Source organism: Azospirillum humicireducens, assembly GCF_001639105.2.
Lineage (GTDB): Bacteria > Pseudomonadota > Alphaproteobacteria > Azospirillales > Azospirillaceae > Azospirillum > Azospirillum humicireducens.
The window spans coordinates 297,232-319,596 of record NZ_CP028906.1; the positions used below are offsets into that span (position 1 = coordinate 297,232).

18 protein-coding genes and 4 pseudogenes are annotated in these 22,365 nt (G+C 68.8%); 14 read left to right on the plus strand and 8 right to left on the minus strand.

The window, feature by feature from the left end; translation table 11 throughout:
- The first annotated feature begins 125 nt into the window (after positions 1 to 125).
- From A6A40_RS25810 to A6A40_RS25855, 11 genes and pseudogenes are all read left to right on the plus strand, one after another.
- The gene (locus tag A6A40_RS25810) at positions 126 to 1,934 is read left to right on the plus strand and encodes an ABC transporter substrate-binding protein (protein WP_236784090.1); all 1,809 of its coding nucleotides are present in this window, start codon (positions 126 to 128) and stop codon (positions 1,932 to 1,934) included.
- Between the two features lie 5 nt (positions 1,935 to 1,939).
- On the plus strand, positions 1,940 to 2,971 hold the full coding sequence (locus A6A40_RS25815) for an ABC transporter permease (protein ID WP_108548713.1): 1,032 nt from the start codon (positions 1,940 to 1,942) through the stop codon (positions 2,969 to 2,971).
- The gene (locus A6A40_RS25820) at positions 2,968 to 4,155 is read left to right on the plus strand and encodes an ABC transporter permease (protein WP_108548714.1); all 1,188 of its coding nucleotides are present in this window, start codon (positions 2,968 to 2,970) and stop codon (positions 4,153 to 4,155) included. Before A6A40_RS25815 ends, A6A40_RS25820 begins: the two co-directional genes overlap by 4 nt.
- Positions 4,156 to 4,434: 279 nt before the next feature.
- Positions 4,435 to 5,748 (plus strand): glycosyltransferase family protein, encoded by a 1,314-nt coding sequence (locus A6A40_RS25825; RefSeq protein WP_108548715.1) that lies wholly within the window; start codon positions 4,435 to 4,437, stop codon positions 5,746 to 5,748.
- Positions 5,745 to 7,031 carry a glycosyltransferase family 4 protein gene (locus A6A40_RS25830; protein WP_108548716.1) on the plus strand — a complete coding sequence of 429 codons (1,287 nt, stop codon included), beginning with the start codon at positions 5,745 to 5,747 and terminating at the stop codon, positions 7,029 to 7,031. The genes A6A40_RS25825 and A6A40_RS25830 overlap by 4 nt, the downstream gene beginning before the upstream one ends.
- Positions 7,028 to 8,158: a glycosyltransferase family 4 protein gene (locus tag A6A40_RS25835; protein ID WP_236784038.1), complete on the plus strand. Its 1,131-nt coding sequence runs from the start codon at positions 7,028 to 7,030 to the stop codon at positions 8,156 to 8,158. Before A6A40_RS25830 ends, A6A40_RS25835 begins: the two co-directional genes overlap by 4 nt.
- Positions 8,155 to 8,587: histidine phosphatase family protein (locus A6A40_RS25840; protein WP_236784039.1), on the plus strand; the 433-nt coding region annotated here is incomplete at its 3' end. The genes A6A40_RS25835 and A6A40_RS25840, both read left to right, overlap by 4 nt.
- 1 nt (position 8,588) lies before the next feature.
- A pseudogene (locus tag A6A40_RS32495) lies at positions 8,589 to 8,806 on the plus strand (histidine phosphatase family protein); the annotation flags it as partial.
- Positions 8,803 to 9,960, plus strand: a complete 1,158-nt coding sequence (locus A6A40_RS25845; protein ID WP_108548717.1) for a glycosyltransferase family protein — start codon at positions 8,803 to 8,805, stop codon at positions 9,958 to 9,960. The pseudogene A6A40_RS32495 and the gene A6A40_RS25845, both read left to right, overlap by 4 nt.
- Positions 9,957 to 10,736, plus strand: coding sequence for a polysaccharide deacetylase family protein (locus A6A40_RS25850; protein ID WP_108548718.1), 780 nt, complete (start codon positions 9,957 to 9,959; stop codon positions 10,734 to 10,736). The genes A6A40_RS25845 and A6A40_RS25850 overlap by 4 nt, the downstream gene beginning before the upstream one ends.
- 8 nt (positions 10,737 to 10,744) lie before the next feature.
- Positions 10,745 to 11,287, plus strand: coding sequence for a GNAT family N-acetyltransferase (locus A6A40_RS25855; protein ID WP_236784040.1), 543 nt, complete (start codon positions 10,745 to 10,747; stop codon positions 11,285 to 11,287).
- A gap of 71 nt (positions 11,288 to 11,358) precedes the next feature.
- Here the strand turns inward: A6A40_RS25855 and A6A40_RS25860 are convergent, their stop codons facing one another.
- The 6 genes and pseudogenes from A6A40_RS25860 to A6A40_RS25885 all read right to left on the minus strand — a co-directional run.
- Positions 11,359 to 13,749 carry a cellulase family glycosylhydrolase gene (locus A6A40_RS25860; protein ID WP_108548720.1) on the minus strand — a complete coding sequence of 797 codons (2,391 nt, stop codon included), beginning with the start codon at positions 13,747 to 13,749 and terminating at the stop codon, positions 11,359 to 11,361.
- 604 nt (positions 13,750 to 14,353) lie between these two features.
- A pseudogene (locus A6A40_RS32500) lies at positions 14,354 to 14,672 on the minus strand (hypothetical protein); the annotation flags it as partial.
- A gap of 1 nt (position 14,673) precedes the next feature.
- Positions 14,674 to 15,086, minus strand: a pseudogene (locus A6A40_RS25870) (ATP-binding cassette domain-containing protein); the annotation flags it as partial.
- Positions 15,073 to 15,723 (minus strand): amino acid ABC transporter permease, encoded by a 651-nt coding sequence (locus A6A40_RS25875; RefSeq protein ID WP_108548721.1) that lies wholly within the window; start codon positions 15,721 to 15,723, stop codon positions 15,073 to 15,075. The pseudogene A6A40_RS25870 and the gene A6A40_RS25875, both read right to left, overlap by 14 nt.
- Positions 15,716 to 16,390, minus strand: coding sequence for an amino acid ABC transporter permease (locus A6A40_RS25880; protein WP_108548722.1), 675 nt, complete (start codon positions 16,388 to 16,390; stop codon positions 15,716 to 15,718). The genes A6A40_RS25875 and A6A40_RS25880 overlap by 8 nt, the downstream gene beginning before the upstream one ends.
- A gap of 50 nt (positions 16,391 to 16,440) precedes the next feature.
- Positions 16,441 to 17,213, minus strand: a pseudogene (locus A6A40_RS25885) (transporter substrate-binding domain-containing protein); the annotation flags it as partial.
- Between the two features lie 210 nt (positions 17,214 to 17,423).
- Here A6A40_RS25885 and A6A40_RS25890 point away from each other — a divergent pair.
- The 3 genes from A6A40_RS25890 (at position 17,424) to pyk (ending at position 21,094) form a co-directional block, all read left to right on the plus strand.
- On the plus strand, positions 17,424 to 18,344 hold the full coding sequence (locus A6A40_RS25890) for a MurR/RpiR family transcriptional regulator (RefSeq protein ID WP_108548723.1): 921 nt from the start codon (positions 17,424 to 17,426) through the stop codon (positions 18,342 to 18,344).
- A gap of 310 nt (positions 18,345 to 18,654) precedes the next feature.
- Entirely contained in the window at positions 18,655 to 19,437 is a 783-nt protein-coding gene (locus A6A40_RS25895) for a hypothetical protein (RefSeq protein ID WP_174718551.1), read from the plus strand.
- Between the two features lie 232 nt (positions 19,438 to 19,669).
- Positions 19,670 to 21,094: a pyruvate kinase gene (gene pyk, locus A6A40_RS25900; protein ID WP_108548724.1), complete on the plus strand. Its 1,425-nt coding sequence runs from the start codon at positions 19,670 to 19,672 to the stop codon at positions 21,092 to 21,094.
- A 42-nt stretch (positions 21,095 to 21,136) separates the two neighbouring features.
- Here pyk and A6A40_RS25905 read toward each other — a convergent pair whose 3' ends face one another.
- On the minus strand, positions 21,137 to 21,562 hold the full coding sequence (locus A6A40_RS25905; protein ID WP_108548725.1) for an Lrp/AsnC family transcriptional regulator: 426 nt from the start codon (positions 21,560 to 21,562) through the stop codon (positions 21,137 to 21,139).
- A gap of 42 nt (positions 21,563 to 21,604) precedes the next feature.
- Entirely contained in the window at positions 21,605 to 22,012 is a 408-nt protein-coding gene (locus tag A6A40_RS25910) for an acyl-CoA thioesterase (RefSeq protein ID WP_108548980.1), read from the minus strand.
- Positions 22,013 to 22,365 lie beyond the last annotated feature (353 nt).

Genomic DNA, 22,365 nt, shown 5'->3' on the forward strand with positions numbered 1-22,365 from the left:
CGCATGGGCCCCTTNTCCTCCTCACCCTCCTCCTCGCCAGCCCCGCCGCCGCCTTCACCCCGCAGGAGCCGGCGCTGCTGCGCGATCAGGTCGTCTACGGCCTCATCCCCCCCGTCAGCCAGCGCATGCCGGAGGAGCCGCTCATCGTCGATCCGACGGCGAAGGGCCGCGACCTCGGCCGTTCCGGCGGCTGGATCCGCAGCTTCATCACCCAGCGGCGCAACAGCCGCATCGCCGTGCTCTACGGCTATGCCCGGCTGGTCGGCTACAACGAGAAGCGCGAGCTGGTCCCCGACATCCTGAAGGACGTGACCGTCGTCGACGGCCGCGACTTCACCCTGAGCTTGCGCGCCGGCCACCGCTGGTCCGACGGCGCCCCCTTCACCAGCGACGACATCCGCTATTGGTGGGAGGACATCGCCAACAACCCCATGCTCTCGCCCTCCGGCCCGCCGCGCTTCATGCTGGTGGACGGCAAGCCGCCCCAGGTCAGCTTTCCCGACGCGGTCACCGCCCGCTTCCGCTGGGAGGAGCCGAACCCCTATTTCCTGCCCGCGCTCGCCGCCGCCCGGCCGCCCTTCATCTACCGGCCGGCCCATTACCTGAAGCGCTTCCACGCCCGCTACACCGGCGAGGCGGAGCTGGCGCCGCTGATCGCCAAGTACAAGGTCCGCAACTGGGCGGCCCTGCACAATGCCCGCGACGACATGTTCCGCATGGAGAATCCGGACGAACCGACCCTCCAGCCCTGGATGGCGATGTCGAAGGGCACCGGCAGCCATCTGCTGTTCCAGCGCAACCCCTATTACCACCGCTTCGACACCCGCGGCATGCAGCTGCCCTACGCCGACGGGCTGGACGTGACGGTGATGGCGGCCGGGCTGATCCCGGCGCAGGTCGCCACCGGCAAGGCCGACCTCCAGGCGGAGGGGCTGACCTTCTCCCAGGTGCCGGTGCTGGTGGCGGGGGAGGCGGCCGGCAACTACCGCACCCTGCTGTGGCCGGAGGGCAAGGCGGCGGAGATCGCGCTCTACCCCAACCTGAACTACAACGACCCGGTCTGGCGCGGCCTGCTGCGCGACGCCCGCTTCCGCCGCGCCCTGTCGATGGGGATCGACCGGCGGATCGTCAACCGCTCGCTCTTCTTCGGGCTGGCGCGGGAAAGCGGCGTGGACGTGCTGCCGGGAAGCCCGCTCTACAAGCCGGAACGCACCGGCGTGTGGACCGGCTACGACCCCAAACGGGCGGCGGCGCTGCTGGACGAGATCGGGCTGAAGCGCAAGCGCGGCGAGGCGTACCGCGACCTGCCCGACGGCCGCCCGCTGGAGGTGATCGTCGAATCCTCGGGCGAGAAGCCGGAGGTGGCCGACGCGCTGCAGATCATCGCGGAGACCTGGCGCGACATCGGCGTCCGGCTGCTGGTGCGCACGGTGGACCGCGACGTGCTGCGCAACCGCGTCTATGCCGGCCAGACCATGATGGCGGTGTGGGGCGGCTGGGACAACGGCGTCCCCGATCCCGACAGCAGCCCGGAGGAGCTGGCGCCGATGACCCAGGAGAATTTCAGCTGGCCGAAATGGGGGCAATATTACCAGACCTCCGGCAGTGCGGGCGAGCCCATCGACATGCCCATCCCGCAGGAGCTGATGGACTTCGCCCGCCGCTGGCGCCACACCACCGACGAGACCGAACGGCGCGCCCTGTGGTCGGCGATGCTCGACATCCATGCCGACCAGATCTTCGCCATCGGCGTGGTGTCGAAGACGCCCCAGCCGATCGCCGTCGCCAACCGCCTGCGCAACGTGCCTGACAAGGGGCTGTGGCTGTGGGATCCCGGCGCCTATCTCGGCATCTACCGGCCCGACGAGTTCTATTTCGCCGACGCCCGCCCGGCCGACCCGGAGCCGGCCGGCCTCCACCGCAGGGAGGATTGACCGCCATGCTGCGTTTCATCCTGCGCCGGCTGCTGGTGATGATCCCGACCCTGATCGCGGTGTCGATGCTGATCTTCATCGTCATCAACCTGCCGCCCGGCGATTACCTGTCCAACCAGATCGCGGAACTGCGGGCCACCGGCCAGGAGGCCGGCCTCGCCAAGGCCGAATTCCTGCGCCGCGAATACGCGCTGGACCGCCCGCTGCCCGAACAATATCTGGTCTGGATCGGCGTCTGGCCGGGGCCGAACGGCTTCAACGGCCTGCTGCAGGGCGACCTCGGCTGGTCGTTCGAGTTCAACAAGCCGGTGGCGGAGGTGGTGGGCGAAACCCTGTGGTTCACCGTCATCCTCAACCTCGCCGCCGTGCTGTTCGTCTATCTGGTCTCCTTCCCGCTGGGGGCGCTGGCGGCGATCCGCGCCAACAGCTGGGTCGATTATCTCGCCGCCACCGTCGGCTATATCGGGCTGGCGACGCCCAACTTCCTGCTGGCGCTGATCCTGCTCTATTACGGCCAGAAATGGCTGGGCCTGCCGATCGGCGGTCTGCTGGACGCCGAGTACGAGAACCAGCCGATGAGCTGGGGCAAGATCGGCTCGGTGCTGGAGCACCTGATCGTCCCCACCATCGTCATCGGCCTGTCGGGCACCGCCGCCATGGTGCGGCGCCTGCGCGCCAACCTGCTGGACGAGCTGGGCAAGCCCTATGTCGTCACCGCCAAGGCCAAGGGCGTGCCGCCGCTGCGCCGGCTGACCCGCTATCCGCTGCGCATGGCGCTGAACCCCTTCGTCTCCGACATCGGGTCGCTGCTGCCGTCGCTGGTGTCGGGCTCGGTGCTGATCTCGGTCGTGCTCAGCCTGCCCACCATCGGGCCGGCCCTGCTGGGGGCGCTTCGGGCGCAGGACATCTTCCTGTCCGGCTTCATCCTGATGTTCATCTCGCTGCTGGTGCTGGTCGGCATGCTGATCTCCGACATCGCGCTGGCGCTGCTCGATCCCCGCATCCGGCTGGGCAAGGGAAGGAAGGCCCAGTCATGAAGGACCGGAGCATGGAAGGCGGAGACGTGAAAGGCGGCTGGGACCATTACGTCGACAGCCGGCCCTATCCCGATCCGGCGGCGCCGGACGGTCCGGCGACCCGCTTCGATCCGGGCGCCTCGACCGCGCGGCTGATGCTGCGGCGCTTCCTGCGCCACCGGCTGGCGGTGCTGGGGGCGCTGTTCCTCGGGCTGTCCTATCTCAGCCTGCCCTTCGTCGATTTCCTGGTTCCCTACGGCGCCAACGAACGCGACGTGGAGCATCTCTACGCCCCGCCGCAGGGCATCCACCTGTTCCACGAGGGGCGGTTCATCGGCCCCTTCGTCTACCCGACCGCCGGACGGCCCGACCTGAAGGACTATCGCTGGCGCTACGAGGCCGACGAAAGCCGGCCGATGCCGCTGGAGTTCTTCTGCCCCGGCGCGCCCTACCGCTTCCTCGGGCTGGTGGAGATGCGGATGCGGCTGGTCTGCCCGCCGCCGGGGGCGACGCTGCATCTGCTCGGCACCGACCGGCTGGGGCGGGACATGTTGTCGCGGCTGGCCATCGGGGCGCAGCTGTCGCTGACCGTCGGGCTGCTGGGCATCGCCGTATCCTTCGCCATCGGCGTCACGCTGGGCGGCATGGCCGGCTATTTCGGCGGCTGGATCGACGCCGGGGTGCAGCGCCTGTCTGAGATCCTGAAATCCCTGCCGGAACTGCCGCTGTGGCTGGCGCTGTCCGCCGCGGTGCCGGCGCAATGGAGCCCGGTGACGGTGTTCCTCTGCATCTCCGTCATCCTCGGCCTGCTGGACTGGCCGTCGCTGGCCCGCGCCGTTCGCTCCCGCTTCCTGGCGTTGCGCGAGGAGGATTTCGTCATGGCGGCGGAGCTGATGGGCGCCAGCCCGGCGCGGATCATCCGCCGCCACCTGCTGCCCAACTTCGCCAGCCATCTGCTGGCCAGCGCCACCCTGTCGATCCCGGCGATGATCCTGGGCGAGACGGCACTGTCCTTTCTGGGGCTCGGCCTGCGCCCGCCGGCGACCAGCTGGGGGGTGATGCTGAACGACGCCCAGAACCTGATGGCCGTGGAAACCTATCCATGGGTGTCATTGCCGATGCTGCCGGTGATCCTGGTAGTCTTGTCCTTCAACTTCTTCGGTGATGGACTGCGTGACGCCCTGGATCCCTATCATGGCGATTGAGCCGTCCGACATGCCGGCATCATGGCTGGCGCCATGCCCGCCCGGCACGACCGTTGCTCATATATCACACGGTGTAGGCAGGTTGTCGCCACCGGTCGGAAGCCATATTGATGCGCAGCACAATCCATGTGAGGGGTTTAATCCAGGCTGGAGCGTTGCCGCTGGCGCCTGGACAAAACCGCAACCGCCGGCGGCCGAACCGGTTCCCTGACCAGAACGACGATCTGTCCCGCAACGGATTTTCGGTTCCGAAGCATTGCTGAAGCGGAGTGTCCGAGTATGCACCAGCCACAGCCATCCCTTCGGTCCCTCCATCCCGACCGGACGCCGCCGCGCATCCTGCTCTACAGCCACGACACCTTCGGCCTGGGCCATCTGCGGCGGTCGCGGACCATCGCCCAGGCCCTGGTGTCGGCCTTTCCCGACGCCTCGGCGCTGATCCTCACCGGCTCGCCCGTCGCCGGCCGCTTCGATTTTCCGGAGCGGGTCGACCATGTGCGCCTGCCGGGCGTGGTGAAGCAGCCGGACGGCGGCTACACCGCCCGCAACCTCGGCCTGCCGATCGAGGAGACAGCCGCCATCCGGGCGGAGATCATCCGCGCCACCGCCCGCGCCTTCCGCCCGACGCTCGCCATCGTCGACAAGGAGCCGACCGGCCTGCACGGCGAATTCCTGCCGGCGCTGGAGGAGATGCGGGCCGGCGGCAACACCCGCGTGGTGCTGGGCCTGCGCGACGTGCTGGACGCGCCCGAGGCGCTGCAACCGGAATGGGAGCGCAAGGAGGCGGTCGCCGCCATCGAGCGCTATTACGACCAGCTCTGGATCTACGGCCTGCCGGAGGTCTACCGGCCGCTCGACGGCCTGGAGCTGCCGCCGGAGGTGGCGGCGCGGGTGCGCTACACCGGCTATCTGCGGCGGGAACCGACGGATGGCGGCAGCGCCGCCCAGGCCGGGGATCCGCTGATTGCGGCGCCCTATGTGCTGGTGACGCCCGGCGGCGGCGGCGACGGGGCGGCCCTGGTCGACTGGACCATCGCCGCCTATGAGAGCGATCCGGATCTCGCCCCCAACGCCCTGATCGTCTACGGCCCCTTCCTGGAGGATGCCCGCCGCCAGGAATTCGCCGCCCGCATCCGCCGGCTGAAGGGCAGGGTGGAGACCATCAACTTCCATTCCCGCATGGAAGACCTCTATGCCGGCGCCATCGGCGTGGTGGCGATGGGCGGCTACAACACCTTCTGCGAGATCCTGTCCTTCGACAAGCCGTCGGTGCTGGCACCGCGCACCCGCCCGCGGCTGGAACAGCGCATCCGGGCGGAGGCGGCGGAGGCGTTGGGCCTGCTGCGCACGCTCGACAGCGACCGCGACGGCAGCGACCCGCGGGCGATGGCCGACGCCATCCGGGCGCTGCCCGCCCAGCCGCCGCCCTCGGCAAGCCCGCTGCCCGGCCTGCTCGGCGGGCTGGACCGCATCGTCGAGTTGACGCTCGAGGTGCTGGAAACGGAGTCGGCGGTCGCCTGCGCCACCCCTGTCACCCCGATCCGGCGCGCGGCGCAACGTCTGTCCCGCGCGGCGATGGGCAAGCGCGCATGACGTCTGACTTGGTGAAGGACGGCCCTGTGCTGTCTGGCGTGCCGATCAAAGTTGCGGTGGTGGTGAAGGGATACCCCCGCCTGTCGGAAACCTTCATCGCGCAGGAGATCCTGGCCCTGCAGGAGCGCGGCGTCGATCTGGCGATCTGGTCGCTGCGCCACCCCACCGACGGCCGACGCCACGCCCTGCACGACCGCATCGCCGCGCCGGTCCATTACCTGCCGGAATATCTGCGTGACGAGCCGCGGCGGGTGCTGCGCGCACTCGGCCGGCTGCTGGTCCGCCATCCGGCCGGGCTGGCCCGCACGGCGCTGGGCTGGCTGCGCGACCTGATGCGCGACCGCACCGCCAACCGGGGCCGCCGCTTCGGTCAGGCGCTGGTGCTGGCGGCGGAGCTGCCGGCGGATGTCCCCTTCGTCTACGTCCATTTCCTGCACACCCCGGCCTCGGTCGGGCGCTATGCCGCGGCGATCCGCGGCATCGGCTGGGGCTTTTCCGCCCACGCCAAGGACATCTGGACCACGCCGGAGTGGGAGAAGCGCGAGAAGCTGGCCGACGCCCGCTTCGGCGTCACCTGCACCGCGGTGGGGGCGGCGCATCTGCGCGGGCTGGCCGCGGATCCCGCGCGCATCGACCTCGTCTATCACGGCCTCGACCTTTCCCGCTTCCCCGCCCCGCCGGACCGCGAGGCGACCACCCCGCCGCGCGACGGCTCAACCCCCGAGCGCGCGGTGAAGATCCTGTCGGTCGGCCGGCTGGTGGAGAAGAAGGGCTACGACCGGCTGCTCGACGCCCTGGCGATGCTGCCGGACGGCCTGCATTGGCGGCTGGTCCATATCGGCTCCGGCGAGCTGAAGCAGGCCCTGCGCGCCCAGGCCGAGCGGCTCGGCCTGTCGGACCGCATCGACTGGCGCGGCGCGCAGGACCAGGCGGCGGTGATCGAGGCGCTGCGCCATGCCGACCTGTTCGTGCTGACCAGCGTGGTGGCGGGCGACGGCGACCGCGACGGCCTGCCCAACGTGCTGATGGAGGCGGCGAGCCAGCGCCTCGCCATCCTGTCGACCGCGGTGTCGGCGATTCCCGAATTCATCGCCGACGGCACCCATGGCCTGCTGACCGACGGCACCCCGCCCGCCATCGCCGCCGCGCTGGAACGGCTGGCCAGCGACCCGGCGCTGCGCCTGCGGCTGGGCGGGGCCGCCCATGACCGCCTGCGCGCCGAGTTCGGCATGACCGCCGGCATCGACCGCCTCGTCCGCCGGCTGGAGGAGGCCGCGGCGTGAGCGCCCCATCCCTGCCGCGCCCATCCCAGCCGTGCATCGCCTTCTACGCTCCACTGAAGCCGGTCGACCACCCGGTTCCCTCCGGCGACCGCCAGATGGCGCGGCTGATCCTGCGCGCGCTGGAGGCGACCGGCCCGGCGGAGGTGGCGAGCAGCCTGCGTGTCTATGACGGCGCTGGCGATGCCGCGGTCCAGACGCATCTCCGGGCCGCCGCCGGCGCCGAATGCGAGCGCCTGCTGTCCCTCTACGCCACCGAACCGGAGCGGCGCCCGTCGCTGTGGCTGAGCTACCATGTCTATTACAAGGCCCCCGACCTGATCGGGCCGCACATCGCACGCACGCTCGGCATCCCCTACGTCGTGGTGGAGGCGACCCGCGCCCGCAAGCGGCTGACCGGCCCGTGGGCCGGCTTCGCCGCCGCCGCCGAGACCGCCATCGAGGCCGCCGCCCTTGTCCTCTGCGTCAGCGCCCGCGACCGTCAGGCGGTGGAGGCCTACGGCCCGCCCGGCCAGCGGGTGGCGATGCTGCCCCCCTTCCTCGACCTGCCGCCGGCCCCGGAGGCCCGAAAGCCGACCACGCCGCCCCGGCTTCTGACCGTCGCCATGATGCGGCCGGGCGACAAGCTGGCCTCCTACCGCCTGCTGGCCGAATCCCTTGGCCTCCTCGCCGCCCGGCCCTGGACGCTCGACATCGTCGGCGACGGTCCTGCGGCGGCGGAAGTGTCGGCCCTGTTCACCCCCTTCGGCCCGCGCGTGCGGCTCCTGGGCGCCTGCGCCCCCGCGGAACTCGCCGCCCATTACCGCGCCGCCGACCTGCTGGTCTGGCCCGGCCTGAACGAGGCCTTCGGCATGGTCTATCTGGAGGCGCAGGCCCAGGGCTTGCCGGTGCTCGCCATCGACAATGCCGGCACCGGCACCGTCATCCGCGACGGCATCGGCGGCCGGCTGACCGGCCCGGCCCCGGAGGAGTTCGCCGCCGCGCTCGCCGCCCTGCTGGCCGATCCGCCGGCCCTGCGCGCGCTTGGCCGCGGCGCCCGCGCCCATGTCGAGGCCCACCACGCCCTGACCGCGGCCGCCGACCGCCTGCGCGGCCTGCTGACCGGACTGCCCCTTGGACGGATGCCATGATCCGCCTCGCTTTCCTGCGCCACGGCATCACCGCCTGGAACCGCGAGGGCCGCATCCAGGGCCGCACCGACATCCCGCTGGCCCCGGAAAGCCGCGAACAGCTCGCCGCCCTGACCCTTCCGCCGGACTGGCGCGACGCCGCCCTGCACGCCAGCCCGCTCTCCCGCGCCATGGAGACCGCCACCATCCTCGGCAAGAGCCGCCCCGTCCACACCGACCCGCGCCTGATCGAGATGGACTGGGGCGCCTGGGAGGGCATGCATGGCCGCGACCTGCGCGCCGACCCCGCCAGCGGCTACCGCGACCTCGAACAGTGGGGCTGGGACTTCCGCCCCCCCAACGGCGAAAGCCCCGCCGATGTCCGCGAGCGGTTGAGGGGGTGGCTGAACTCAATCCAGGACCAATCCCCTCTCCCCCCCGGGGAGAGGGNCCAACCTTCTCCCCGGGGGGGAGAAGGAGACACCTCCCTCCCACCTCATCGTCACCCACATCGGCGTGATGCGCGTCGCGCTGGCGCTGGCCTGGGGCTGGGACTTCCGTGGCCCGCCGCCGGTGCCGGTGAAGCGCAACCGCCTCTACGTCCTGACGCTCGCCGCCGACGGCGCGCTCCGCCCAACCGGTCCAAAAGAAGGCCTGCGCCTGTCATGAGGCTGCTGATCGCCGTCACCCATCTGCTCGGCACCGGCCATCTCAGCCGCGCGCTGGCCCTGGCCGAGGCCTTCACCGCCCGCGGCTGGCGCGTCGATGTCGCCAGCGGCGGCCGTCCCGCCCCCCATCTCGCCCCAAATCCAACGGGCGGCGGCGCCACCCTGCACCAGCTGCCGCCGCTGGCAAGCGACGGCGCCGACTTCGCCACCCTGCTGGGCGCCGACGGCTCCCCCGCCGACGACGCCCTGTTCGCAGCGCGGCGGGCGATGCTGACCGGCCTGCTCGACAGCCTGCGCCCCGACGTGCTGATCACCGAACTCTTCCCCTTCGGCCGCCGCGCGCTGGCCGCCGAGTTCGACGCCCTGCTGGAGCGCGCCCGCGCCTTGCCGCAGCCGCCGCTGACGCTGGCCTCCGTCCGCGACATCCTGGCCCCGCCCTCCAAGCCCAAGCGCATCGCCGAAACCGAAGACCGCCTGCTGCGGCTCTACGACGGCGTGCTGGTCCATTCCGACCCCGCCTTGATTCCGCTGGAGGACAGCTGGCCGCTGACCCCGGCGATGACGCCGCTGCTGCGCTACACCGGCTTCGTCGTGCCCCCGCCGCCCGTCCCCGACGACGGAACGGACGGGCAGGGCGAAATCCTCGTCACCGCCGGCGGCGGCCCGGTCGGCCGCCCGGTCTTCGAGGCCGCCGCGCTGTGCGCCGCCTCCGGCGCCCTGCCGCAGCGCTGGCGCCTCTTGGTGGCGAAGGGCGATGCGGCGCTGGCCGGCCGGCTGCGCGCCCTGGCCCCGCCCGACCGCCTGCTGGTGGAGCCGGTGCGCCCCGACTTCCGCGCCCTGCTGGGCCGGGCGTCGGCCAGCGTCGGCCGCTGCGGCTACAACACGGCGCTCGACTGCCTGACGGCCGGCGTGCCCAGCGTCTTCTGCCCCTTCGAGGACGGCAAGGAGGTCGAACAGACCATCCGCGCCGCCATCCTGGCCCGCCAACCCGGCATCGCCACCCTGCGCGAGGCCGATCTGACGCCCGACAGCCTCGCCCGAGCCTTGCAGTCCGTGCTGGGCGCCCGCATCCCGCCGCTCAGCCCCGCGTCGCTGGCCGGTGCGGCGCGCAGCGTCGGGATCGTCGAAGCCCTGCTGGCGGAGAAGACATCATGACGAGCTGGACCGCCGTAACCGAAGAACTCGCCCGCTGGACCGATCTGGACCGCCGCTGCCCGCTGTGGCTGCGCGACGACGACGCGGTCGCCGCCGGCCCGCAGCTCGACGGATTGCTGACCCGCAGCACCCAGGCCGGCATCCCCCTCGGCCTCGCCGTCATCCCGGCCGATGCCGAGCCGTCGCTTGCCGAAGCCTTGGCCGGCCACGCCCACGTCACCCCGCTGGTCCATGGCTGGTCCCACGCCGACCACGCCGCCCCCGGCAAGAAGAAGTGCGAGTTCGGCTCCGAACGTCCGCCCGAGATCCGGCAAGCCGAGGCCGAACGCGGCCTGTCCACCCTGCGCAGCCTGTTCGGCGACCGCGTCCTGCCGCTGTTCGTCCCGCCCTGGAACCGCATGGCCGCCGACATGCCGGCCTGCCTGTCGGCCGCCGGCTACCGCGCCGTCTCGGCCTTCGGCCCGTCGCCGAATCCTCGTGACGGCATCGCCTGGGTCAACACCCACCTCGACCTGATCGACTGGCGCGGCACCCGCTCCGCCGTGCCGCTGGACGCCTTGCTCGACCTGCTGTGCCGCGAACTGCGCGACCGCCGCGAGGGCCGCCGCATTCCCGCCGAGCCCATCGGCCTGCTGACCCACCACCGCGTCCACGACGCGGCGATCTGGGGTCTTCTCGACCGCCTGCTCGACCGGCTTGCCGGCCATCCCGCGCTGGACTGGCCGGCCATCGCCAGCCTGGGGCGCCCCCGCCCCGAAAACAGAGTCAACCGATGAGTTCCGCCTTGGTCCTGGACACGCCGACACTCGATACCGACCGCTTCACCTTGCGAAAGCTGGTCCGGGAGGACACCGCCGCTCTCTTCCCGACCTTTTCCGACGAGGCGCAGTGCCGCTTCATGTCGCAGCCTCATTTCACGACGATGGACAGCCTGGCCGACTGGCTGACGGATCCGACATGGCCCGGCCGGAGCTGGGCGGCGATCGACAAATCCGACGGATCCCTGGCGGGCCGCTACGTCGCCTATCCCGGACGGGACCAAGGGGTTCTCGAACTCGGCTACATCACGGCGGCGCACCGGCAAGGCCAAGGCGTCGCCGCCGAATGCGTCGCGGCACTCGTCGGCCATCTGTTCCGGAACGAGGGATATCGCAAGCTGTTCGCCGAGATCGACGCGGAGAACGCGGCGTCCGTCGCCTTGATCGAAAAGCTGGGCTTCCGACGGGAAGGCTGCCTGCGCCAGCATGAGACGACCCACAAGGGCGTGTGCGACATGCTCGTCTACGGCCTTCTCCACGGCGAATGGCGCTCCGGCACGACGCCCTGACCGCAAAAAAAGCCGGCCCGCGTCAGTGACGACGCGGGCCGGCTCCATAAGTGCGTTGAAAGATCTGCGCCTTACGCCGCGTGGTCGGTGATGAAGCCGGTGGCGGTGCCCAGGTTGGTGTTGTCGTGGGTCAGGTGCAGCAGGAAGTTCTCCGTGCCCTCGCTGGCGTTGTTGTCGCCGTTGATGTGCACGGTGACCGTCTTGGTGGTCTCGCCCGGCTGGAAGGTCAGGCTGCCATGGGCGGCGGTGTAGTCGGTGCCGGCCTTGGCGGTGCCGTCCTCGGTCGCATAGTCGATGGTGGTGGCGGTGGTGACCGCCTTGGCCAGCTGCACGGTGAAGACCGCCTCGTCGCTGCCCGCCACGGTGCCGGCGCTGCCGGTGCCGGACGCCAGACCCGCCTTGATGATGTTCATCTTGTTCGGGTCGATGGTCTTGTAGTCGTCCTTCAGCAGACCGCCGACATCGCCCGATTCCGGCGTCCAGGCCCAATAGGTCCAGTTCATGCCCTGCTGGCCGGCCGGCAGGTCGCTCTTGCCGTCCAGATCCCAGTCGCCGTTCATGTACTTGACGAAGGCGTTGGCCCAGCTCTGCTCGGCGGCGCTGTTCATCTGGCCGCCGAACTCGCCGATCAGCACCGGCGCGATGTTGTTCTTGTAGATGTAGCCCCACATGCTGTCGTACTGGGCCGGCAGGTTGTTGGGGAAGTTGGAGTCCTGCAGCCAGCTGAAGTTGCCGACGCTGTGGCCGTAGGCGTGCGGGGAATAGACCAGCTTGTTCGGCACGTCGAATTCAATCGGACGGTCCTTCACGCCGGCCAGCGTGCTGCTCCACTCCGTGCCTTCGACGATCATCAGCCAGTCCTTGTTGACGGACTGGATGGCGTTGCCGATGCGCTCGGCGGCCGAGGCCCAGTCGGTGGCGGCGTTGCCGCCCCAGGTGGCGGACACGCTCGGCTCGTTGTGCAGGTCGGCGCCGATCACCGCCTCGTTGCCGGCATAATGCTTGGCCAGCATCTTCCAGTTTTCGATGACCTTCGATTCCGGGTTGTTGTCGGTGTACCACAGCCCGTGTTCGTTGGTGCCGGCGCCGCCGTCGTTGCGGTGGTGGTCGAGGATCACCTTCATGCCGACCTTGCCGGCATAGTCGATGACCTTGTCATAGACCTCCAGCCGGGTCAGGCCCTTCAGGTCCGGGTTCTTCGAATAGTCGATGCCGTTGGTGACGGCCTCGCTGTCGAACATGTCGTCGGCCCAGGTCAGGCGGATGACGTTGAAGCCCAGGCCCTTCATGCTGTCGATGTGGCCCTGGTAGCTGTCGGCCCACAGGCCGGCGGGCACATAGTTGTAGCCCTCGCCGCCGAACCAGTTGACGCCGGTCAGGCGGACGGTGTTGCCGCTTTCGTCGACGATCTGGTTGCCCCTGGTGCTCAGGAAACCGTTGATCGACCCGCTGCTCTGGCTCTGCACCATGCCCGGATCGGCGACGGTGAAGTTGCCCACCTTGACCGAAGGCGCGCTGCCGTTGCCGGTGGAGCCGCCCGTGTTGCCGCCGGCGCTGCCGCCCTTGCCGCTGTCGGTGCTGCCGCCGTCGCTGCTGCCGGTATCGCCGCCGGCGTCGCCGGTGGAGGCGTTGAAGTGGCCGGCATCCAGCTTCGCGGTCAGCGTGGCGTTCCAATAGAGGTCGGTGGTGGCGCCGAGATCGGCACCGTCGGCCTCGCGCAGGACCGACACGGCGGCGTCGGTCGCCGCAACGGCCTTGCCGTCGACGCTGACGCTGTGGACGTACAGGTTGCGGTCGGCACCGTCGACCATGACGTCGTTGTCGTATTTCACCTCGACCGAATGGGCCGCGCCCTGGGCCAGATCGGCGGTGAACGTGAATTCCTTGGCCTCGGCGCTGTCGGCGATGCCCGTGCCGATCTCCTTGCCGTCCACCAGCACGGTGAAATGGGCGCCCTCGCCGCCGACGGCGCTGCCGGCCGCAGTCACGGCGATGACGTTCTGCGCGGTGCCGGCGGCCGGGGCGGTGGTGGGAGCCGCGGGTGCGGCCGGGGCGGCGGTCTGGGCACCGGCGTAATAGCTGGCGGGGGTGCTGAAGGTCAGCGCGCCGTCCCACCACATGGCCTCCTGGCCGGCCTGGGTCGGCGCCGGGGCGGCATCGTCATGGCGTTCATAGATGGCGTCGGTCGGCTGCAGCGTGTGGCCGTTCACCTCGATCGACTGGACGTAGAGGTCGCGGTTGGCGCCGGTCGCGGTGTCGTTGTCGTAAACGACCTGGATCTTGTGCGCCATGTTGGCCGCAAGGTTGGCGGTGAAGCTGTAGGCCTTCGACGAGGCGGTCGCCGCACTGGCCGTCCCGACCTCCTGACCATCCACCAGCAGCTTGAAATTCGGCGCGACGCCGTCCGCGGACTGGCCGTAGGCGTTGACGACAATCTTGCTCGGCGCGGTGGTCGTGCTCATGACTTCGCTCCTATTTCCGTTGCGTTGAAGCCATGCTGGGGTTCCAATAGTTAACGAAACCTTTCCAAATCCGGTTAAGTTTTCTCGAAGCTTGTGGCAAAATTGGCTCATCCGATCACAGGGTCGTGCAAGGGGGATGGGCTATCTTCGGCAACTATATCCCATCATGGTCACAGGGATCGACGGCAAACCACCAGACTTACCTTTGATTTCCTAATGTCTTTTTGGGAAAACATAAAAATTTGCAAGACAATCTCAAAAGACATAGATGCATCCACTAGAAAATCAGGCTTGTATATTGAATTATTGTTTCAGGAATTCGCCGCGCTTTGACAGATAATTACAGGAAAATACTTACCGAGCAGGTGGACTTCTGGTCGTTTTCATAACGCTCAGAGGTACGACACTGGGGGTAATTCGAAGTTGGAACAGACCTTATGGGCGCGCAAAAAGGTTAACTTTTGTGATCGGTCAAGGCTGCCCAGCGGCAGCATTGGTGAAGCAATTAACTGATAATATTCCTACTATCCGGCCGCACAAAATCGCCCCGCACGCAGGGGCGTACGGGGCGGCGATGGGCGGCGATGGAGGGCGGGCGTGCCGGTCAGCGCGCCTCGACCATGCCGATGAACTGCGCCAGTTCGGGCGTGGACGGCCGGTCGAACAGCTCGGCCGGCGGTCCCTGTTCGATGATGCGGCCGCCATGCATGAAGACCAGCCGGTCGCAGACCTCGCGGGCGAAGCGCATCTCGTGCGTCACCAGGATCATTCCGGCGTCCAGGCCCAATAGGTCCAGTTCATGCCCTGCTGGCCGGCCGGCAGGTCGCTCTTGCCGTCCAGATCCCAGTCGCCGTTCATGTACTTGACGAAGGCGTTGGCCCAGCTCTGCTCGGCGGCGCTGTTCATCTGGCCGCCGAACTCGCNAGACCGACCTTGGCCAGCGCGGCTTCCGCCGCGGCGCGGGTGGTGGCCTTGTCCTGCTTCTTCACCACCTTCAGCGCCAGCATGACATTCTCGCCGGCGGTCAGGTGGGGGAACAGGTTGAACTGCTGGAACACCATGCCGACCTTCTGGCGCAGCGCCCGCAGGTCGATCTGGCCGGGATCGACGCATTCGCCGTCCACCTCGATGACGCCGCCGTCGATGCGCTCCAGCCCGTTGATGCTGCGCAGCAGCGTGCTTTTGCCCGATCCGCTGCGGCCGATCATGGCGACGACCTGCCCTTCCTGCACCGCCATGTCGACGCCCTTCAGCACCTCCACCGGGCCGAAGGATTTGCGGATGCCGGACAGCTTCACCAGGGGCCGACCGGTGGGGGGAGTCTTAACGGGCGACATTGAGCTTCCTTTCCAGCGCCTTGGCCGAGAGCGACAGCGGGTAGCACAGGGCGAAATAGATCAGCCCGACCAGCCCATAGACCAGGAAGGGCTGGAAGGTGGCGTTGGTGATCATGGTGCCGGCCTTCGTCACCTCGACGAAGCCGATGATGGAGGTCACCGCCGTGCCCTTCACCACCTGCACCGAGAAGCCGACGGTCGGCGGCACGGCGATGCGCAGGGCCTGGGGCAGGATGACGTGGCGCATCTGCTCTCCGAAGGTCAGCGCCAGGCTGGCCGACGCCTCCCACTGGCCCTTCGGCACCGCCTCGACGCAGCCGCGCCAGATCTCGGCGAGATAGGCGGCGGTGAACAGCGTCAGCCCGACGGCGGCGGCGGTCCAGGCCGTCGTCTCGATCCCGATCAGCGGCAGGGCGAAGAAGACGATGAACAGCTGCATCAGCAGCGGCGTGCCCTGGAAGATTTCGATGAACAGCCGGGCCGCGATGCGCAGCGGCGGCAGCGGCGACACGCGGGCGACCAGCAGCAGCAGCCCGGCCGCCCCGCCGGAAACGAAGGCGATCAGCGACAGCAGCACCGTCCAGCGCGCCGCCAGCAGCAGGTTGGACAGGATGTCCCACAGGGTGAAATTAAGCACGCGACACCCCCTTGGCGAACATCCGCCGCCCCATCAGGCCGAAGACCCAGCGCAGGCCAACCGCCAGCGCCAGATACAGCGCGGTCGCCAGGAAATAGACCTCGAAGGGCCGGAAATTGCGGGACTGGATGAAGTTGGCGGCGAAGCTCAGCTCCTCCGCCGCGATCTGCGAGCAGACCGACGAGCCCAGCATGACGATCACCACCTGGCTGGTCAGCGCCGGCCAGATCTTCGCCATCGCCGGCCCCAGCACGACATAGCGGAAGATCTGCGGCCCGGTCATGCCCAGGCTGGCGCCGGCCTCGATCTGGCCCTTCGGCGTCGCCTCGATGCCGGCGCGGATGATCTCGGTCGAATAGGCGCCGAGATTGATGACCATCGCCAGCACCGCCGCCTGCCATTCGGCCAGCCGGATGCCCAGAGACGGCAGCCCGAAGAAGATGAAGAACAGCTGCACCAGGAAGGGCGTGTTGCGGATCAGCTCGACATAGGCGCCGACCAGGACCGCCAGCGGCTTCACCGTGGAGGTCCGCGCCGCCGCCCCGCCGATGCCGAGCGCCACCCCCAGCACCGTGCTGACCGCGGTCAGCCCGATGGTGGTCGCCACCCCGTCCACCAGCACGGGCGTATAGTCCAGCAGGGACGAGAAATCGAAACTGTAGGCCATTGCGTGGGGTCCGTCGCTGGTTTGCCCCCTCCCCATCCCTCCCCCTCGTNGCGTGCAGCCACTTCTTGGCGATGTCGTTCAGCGAGCCGTCATCCTTCGCCTTGGCGATGATGGCGTTGACCTTCTCCAGCAGCGGCCCCTCGTTCTTGTTCAGCCCGACGAAGCAGGGGGAGTTCTTGATCAGGAACTTCAGGATCGGCTGGCGCGGCGGGTTGCGCTCGAAGATGGCGGCGGCCACCACGTTGCCGGTGGCGACCAGCTGCACCTGACCCGACAGGAAGGCGGAGATGGTGCCGTTGTTGTCCTCATAGCGGCGGACGGTGACCTTGTCGGTCACGATCTTCGACAGCTCGATGTCCTCGACCGAACCGCGGGTGACGCCGACGGTCTTGCCTTCCAGATCCTCGGCCTTCTCGGCCTTGATGTCGTCGGGGCCGAAAATGCCGTTGAAGAAGGGGGCATAGGCGGCGGAGAAGTCGATGACCTTCTCGCGCTCGGCATTCTTGCCCAGGCTGGAGATCACCAGATCGACCTTGCCCGTGGTCAGGTAGGGGATGCGGTTGGTGCTGGTCACCGGCACCAGCTCCACCTTGGCGCCCATTTCCTTGGCGATCAGGGTGGCGGTGTCGATGTCGTAGCCGACCGGCTTCAGGTCGGTGCCGACCGAGCCGAAGGGCGGGAAGTCCTGCGGAACGGCGACGCGCAGCACCTTTTCCTTGGCAATGCGCTCCAGCGCGTCGGCTTTTGCATGGGTCGGAGCGAGACCGCCGGCGAGAACCGCCGTGGCAAGGCCGAGAGCACCCAGAATCTTCGCGAACCGCATGGCACCTGATCTCCAAACCGAAGGACGATGAGCATCCCCTTTTCAAACCATGTGCCACTTTCGCCATACGAATTCGGGTGTGCGCCAAAAGGCGGGAATGTTACGGTTATCCCGCTTTCGGCAATCTCCGTTACATTTGTAACGTCGCTTTGGTTGTGGTCACTCCGCTTAATTTTTGTGCATATGCCGATCTTGCGAGGCGTTCAGCCCATGAAACAGGCAAGTCAGTCCACCACCGCCACTGCCACGGCGGATCCCTCCCTGACCGCGCGCATCCGCGACCGCTACGGCGCCCTCAGCCGGACGGAGCGGCAACTGGCCGACGTCATCCTCGCCTGTCCGGGCGAGCTGTCGGGCTATTCGGCCACGGAGTTGGCGAACCGGGCCGGCGTGTCGAAGATGACGGTGTCGCGTCTGGTCCGCCGCCTCGGCTATGCCGGCTTCGAGGAGGCGCGGCTTGCCGCCCGGCGCGGCGGCGACTGGGGCTCGCCGCTGTTCCTGCTGCCGCCCGGCGGTCCCGCCGCGCGCGCCGGTGCCGAATTGCCGCCGCTGGAGGCGCATTTCCAGCGCAGCGCCGAGGCGCTCGCCGCCACCGCCCGCCAGACCGACCCGGCGCTGCTGGCGCAGGCGGCCCGCGCGCTTGCCGACGCCCGGCGGATCTGGGTCTGCGGCGCGCGCAACAGCGCCTTCCTGGCCGGCTATGCCCGCTGGCAGTTCATCCAGGTCCGCGGCGAGGTCCACCAGCTGGCGGCCTCCGGCGAGACGATGGCGGAGACGCTGGCCGATCTCGGTCCTGGCAATCCCGGCACCGGCGATCCAGGGCCCGGCGACCTGCTGTTCCTGGTCGGCATCCGCCGCCGCCCGCCGGCCATCGTCCGCCTGTTGCGCATCGCGGGCGAGCGCGGCATCCCCACCATCCTGATCGCCGACAGCCATTCGGCCCTGGAGGCCCCGCCACCGCCGCTGACCTTCCGCTGCGAGACGCGCAGCCTCGCCGCGCTGGACACCCATGTCGCCGCGCTGGCGGTGATCCACGCGCTCGCCGCCGAACTGATCCCGCTGACCGGCGAGGCAGGCCGCGCCCGCATCCGCGCCATCGAGGACCTGCACGAGCGGTTGGGGGAGTTGTGAGAGATGCGGAAGCGCGGCCGATATGGTCGATTGCCATGGTCGGATCTTCGTTCCGACGTCTGGCATCCGGACGGAATTCTTGTCCTTCATGAAGACATCTGCGGTCTTTTGAAAATTCACCGGGACGCCGAAAGCCCAAGGCGGACCAGGATGAATGAATAAAAGATAGATATCTAAACATTAGTCTTGAAAGTTTTTCACTGTTGCTTCTTGAGCTTCCGCGATCACACTCATGATCATGCTGGACCGACCGCGTGAATCGGAGGCAATATGACCGGACCCTGGTAGGCTACCGAGGAGGGATGTTGCAATGATGATGTCCGTCCAGACCGCGGCAAGCCCCAGCCCGGCGATCAGGACCGCGAAGGTTGCCGCCGACATGCGCGCGAACGGGACGGCGGCCGAGGCATCCGGGACCGACGCCGCAACCGGCACCACGGCCACAGGGACGGCGATCAGGAAGGACTTCGCGACCGTCGCCAGCGACGCGCGCGCCGCGCTCGATGCCGTCTACCGGCAACGCGGCAAGGCGATGGACATGCGCACGTCGGGAACGGAATGGGAAGCCGCCTTCCAGGGCATGGATCGTCGCGCACTCTACGCCGTTGCCAGCAATGCCGGCGGCCGGTTCAGCAAGGACGAGCAGGGCGCGGCCGACTTCCTGATGGGAAAGCAGGTGGAGAAGGCACAGGGCATCGATTCCGCCGATCCCGCCTCCATCGCCGCCTTCCAGGGCAATCTCGCGAATGCGATGAAGGCCGGGGCCAAATTCCTCGACACGGTCAGCGATGAGGAAAAGCAGTCGGTGACATGGGCCATGTCCCGTGCGTCGATGCAGCACAGCCACGAATTGATCGCGGAACGGGACGGCAAGCCCGCCGAGGCTCTGGACAGCGACCATCCGCTGGTCAGGGTCATCAAGGCCGCGCTGGGCGCCGCCAAGGGCGATCCCGCCCGCGAACACACCGAAGGCCGCGTGGACAGTTTGGCAAGCCTGAAGAACCAGCCCTGGGCGAAGGGGTTTGAAGCGCAGATCGAGTTGGCCCACCGCCCCCCGGCGAAACAGGGATCGCTGCTCGACAGCACGGTGTGACGGAAGCCTGAGCGGCGTCGCCCCTGCCGAGCCGCCTTGCTTTTCGGCGGCAATCGCGACACCCTGGTATGGCACGCGAACGGTCGGCGGGCCGCCCGATGGGGTTGCCCGATCCGGTCGCTCGCGCCGCTGACCAGTCATCCCGCCGTCTTCCCAGGGTGGCCGCCGCTTGTGCAGGCGGGCGCACCGGACGGCCAAGCCAACAGAGGACGGCCCCCGCGGCCGGAACCATATGCGCCGTCATCGCCGCGCCAAGATCGTCGCCACCGTCGGACCGGCCAGCAACTCGCCCGAGATGCTGAAGACCCTGTTCCTGGCCGGTGTCGACACCTTCCGGCTGAACTTCAGCCATGGCACCCACGACGACCACGCCAAGGTCCACCGCGCCATCCGCGAGCTGGAGGCCGAGGTCGGCCGCCCCATCGGCATCCTCCAGGATCTCCAGGGCCCGAAGATCCGCGTCGGCACCATCCGCGACGGCAAGATCGCGGTATCCAGCGGCGAACAGATCCGCTTCGTCCTGCAGGGGACCGAGGGCGACAAGCGCTCCATCCCGCTGCCGCACCCGGAAATCTTCGCCGCCATCATGCCGGGCCACCATCTGCTGATCGACGACGGCCGCGTCCGCGTCGAGGTGGTCGAGCTGGGCGACGACTGGATCGAGGCCAAGGTCGTCGTCGGCGGCACCATCTCCAACCGCAAGGGCGTCAACCTGCCGGGCACCATCCTGGACCTGTCGCCGCTCACATCCAAGGACCGCGCCGACCTCGCCTTCGGGCTGGAGCTGGGGGTCGATTGGGTCGCCATGTCCTTCGTGCAGAAGCCGGGCGACATCATCGAGGGCCGCAGCCTGATCGGCGACCGCGCCGGCATCATGGCGAAGATCGAGAAGCCGCAGGCGCTGGAGCGGATCGACGACATCATCCGCCTGTCCGACGCGGTGATGGTGGCGCGCGGCGACCTCGGCGTCGAAATCCCGCACGAGGACGTGCCCGGCCGCCAGAAGGAGCTGGTGCGCGCCTGCCGTCTCGCGGTGAAGCCGGTGATCGTCGCCACCCAGATGCTCGACTCGATGGTCTCCGCCCCGACCCCGACGCGGGCCGAGGCGTCGGACGTGGCGACCGCCATCTATGACGGCGCCGACGCGGTGATGCTGTCGGCCGAATCGGCGTCCGGCCAGTATCCGGTCGAAGCGGTCACCATGATGGACCGCATCATCCGCTCCACCGAGCAGCACAAGCTCTACCACTCGCTGATCCAGGCGACCCATCCGGGCGAGGAGCACAGCCCGCCCCATGCGGTGGCCGCCGCCGCCGCCGATCTGGCCAACAGCCTTCATTCCTCGGCCATCGTCGCCTTCACCTCCAGCGGCACCACCGCGGCGCGCATCGCCCGCAAGCGTCCGGAGGTGCCGATCCTGGCGATCACCCCGGACACAGCGGTCTCGCGTCGCCTCTGCCTGCTGTGGGGTGCGCACAGCGTGCTGTCCGACGACATCCGCACCTATGAGGAGATGGTCGACCGCGCCATCGCCACCGCGCGGGCGGAGGAGTTCGCCGGCCGGACCGGCACCATGGTGGTCGTCGCCGGCATCCCCTTCGCCCAGGCCGGCACCACCAACAACCTGCGCGTCATCCAGATGGAAGCCAAGCCCTGAGGACGAACCGGAGCGGTGGCGCCGCCGCCGCTCCGCCGCCTTCTACCGCTCCATCTTGGTGGACAGCACGATCGACGACATCGTGCGCTCCACCCCCGGCAGCCGGCCGATGGCATCGAGCGCCGCATCCATCGCGTCATGGGTTTCGGTGCCGACGGTGGCGCACAGGTCGTACTGGCCGCTGATGCTGTGCAGCCGGATCACCTCCGGCATCTTGCGCAGGGCATGCACGGCGCGGTCGGCCAGCTTGGCATTCACGCTGATCATCACCAGGGCCGACACGCCGCGCCGCGGCGCCGGGTCGCCCAGCTTCACCGTATAGCCGGCGATCGCCCCCTGCCGCTCCAGCCGGGCGATGCGGTCCTGCACGGTGGAGCGCGACAGCCCAAGCGCGCGCCCCAGCGCCGCCGTGCTGGTGCGCGCGTTCACCGTCAACAGGTCGATCAGCCGGCGGTCGATGTCGTCCATGGAGGTCCGTCACGGGGGAGAGGGGGAGTATACCCAGCCCCCTTACCCCTCGCAGCCCGCCTGATAGCGCTCCATCGCCGCGCGGATGTCGTCGGGGATCGGCACCGCGGCGAAATCGTCCAGCGAGGTGGTCACCAGCGTCAGGCTGCCCGACAGCCGGACCTGCCCCTCATGCTCGCCGTTGATGCGCAGCTGGACCGAACTGCGGCCGAGCCGCTCCAGCAGGACACCCAGCGTCAGGGTGTCGCCCATGCGGCTGGGGATCACGAAATCGCATTCGGCATGCACGATCGGCAGGCCCAGCCGCCGCTGCAGGATCATCGTCGCGTAATCGATGTCCAGGCCCTGGGTGAACCAGTCCTCCACCGTCCCGTTGAACATGTCGAAATAGACCGGGAAATAGACGATCCCGGCGGGGTCGCAGTGGGAAAAGCGAATGGGCCGCTGCATCCGGAAACAGCCCGGCGGCAGAGGCCGGGGACCGGGGTTCTCGTCTGGGCGGCGCGACCGCTCGCGGTACTCGTGCATCTCTCGATCAATCCTTGTTCCGCACAGGCTCCGGACATATGGGGTGGCCGGGCCGCTGCGGTAGCCGCGTTTCTTCCGGCGGCAAACAGTTGTGTCCAACCCAAACAATCCGGGAAAAGCACCTTCCGTTCAACGGCTTCCTGCAGCTATAGGGGAAAGCCGCAGGTTTCCCGCCCCTCGCTGTTGCGGAATTGCTGCAATGCAACCACTTCCGCGCCGGAAAAAACGGCGTCGGCACGGGGTGTCCGGCATTTGCCGCGAAACAAGCGCCCGTT

What these genes read in the sequence shown, in the direction of transcription:
- A6A40_RS25810 (WP_236784090.1), top strand. Translation starts at nt 126, where the DNA reads ATGCCGGAGGAGCCGCTCATCGTCGATCCGACGGCGAAGGGCCGCGAC.
- A6A40_RS25815 (WP_108548713.1), top strand. Translation starts at nt 1,940, where the DNA reads ATGCTGCGTTTCATCCTGCGCCGGCTGCTGGTGATGATCCCGACCCTG.
- A6A40_RS25820 (WP_108548714.1), top strand. Translation starts at nt 2,968, where the DNA reads ATGAAGGACCGGAGCATGGAAGGCGGAGACGTGAAAGGCGGCTGGGAC.
- A6A40_RS25825 (WP_108548715.1), top strand. Translation starts at nt 4,435, where the DNA reads ATGCACCAGCCACAGCCATCCCTTCGGTCCCTCCATCCCGACCGGACG.
- A6A40_RS25830 (WP_108548716.1), top strand. Translation starts at nt 5,745, where the DNA reads ATGACGTCTGACTTGGTGAAGGACGGCCCTGTGCTGTCTGGCGTGCCG.
- A6A40_RS25845 (WP_108548717.1), top strand. Translation starts at nt 8,803, where the DNA reads ATGAGGCTGCTGATCGCCGTCACCCATCTGCTCGGCACCGGCCATCTC.
- A6A40_RS25850 (WP_108548718.1), top strand. Translation starts at nt 9,957, where the DNA reads ATGACGAGCTGGACCGCCGTAACCGAAGAACTCGCCCGCTGGACCGAT.
- A6A40_RS25860 (WP_108548720.1), bottom strand. Translation starts at nt 13,749, where the DNA reads ATGAGCACGACCACCGCGCCGAGCAAGATTGTCGTCAACGCCTACGGC.
- A6A40_RS25880 (WP_108548722.1), bottom strand. Translation starts at nt 16,390, where the DNA reads ATGGCCTACAGTTTCGATTTCTCGTCCCTGCTGGACTATACGCCCGTG.
- A6A40_RS25890 (WP_108548723.1), top strand. Translation starts at nt 17,424, where the DNA reads ATGAAACAGGCAAGTCAGTCCACCACCGCCACTGCCACGGCGGATCCC.
- A6A40_RS25895 (WP_174718551.1), top strand. Translation starts at nt 18,655, where the DNA reads ATGATGATGTCCGTCCAGACCGCGGCAAGCCCCAGCCCGGCGATCAGG.
- pyk (WP_108548724.1), top strand. Translation starts at nt 19,670, where the DNA reads ATGCGCCGTCATCGCCGCGCCAAGATCGTCGCCACCGTCGGACCGGCC.
- A6A40_RS25905 (WP_108548725.1), bottom strand. Translation starts at nt 21,562, where the DNA reads ATGGACGACATCGACCGCCGGCTGATCGACCTGTTGACGGTGAACGCG.
- A6A40_RS25910 (WP_108548980.1), bottom strand. Translation starts at nt 22,012, where the DNA reads ATGCAGCGGCCCATTCGCTTTTCCCACTGCGACCCCGCCGGGATCGTC.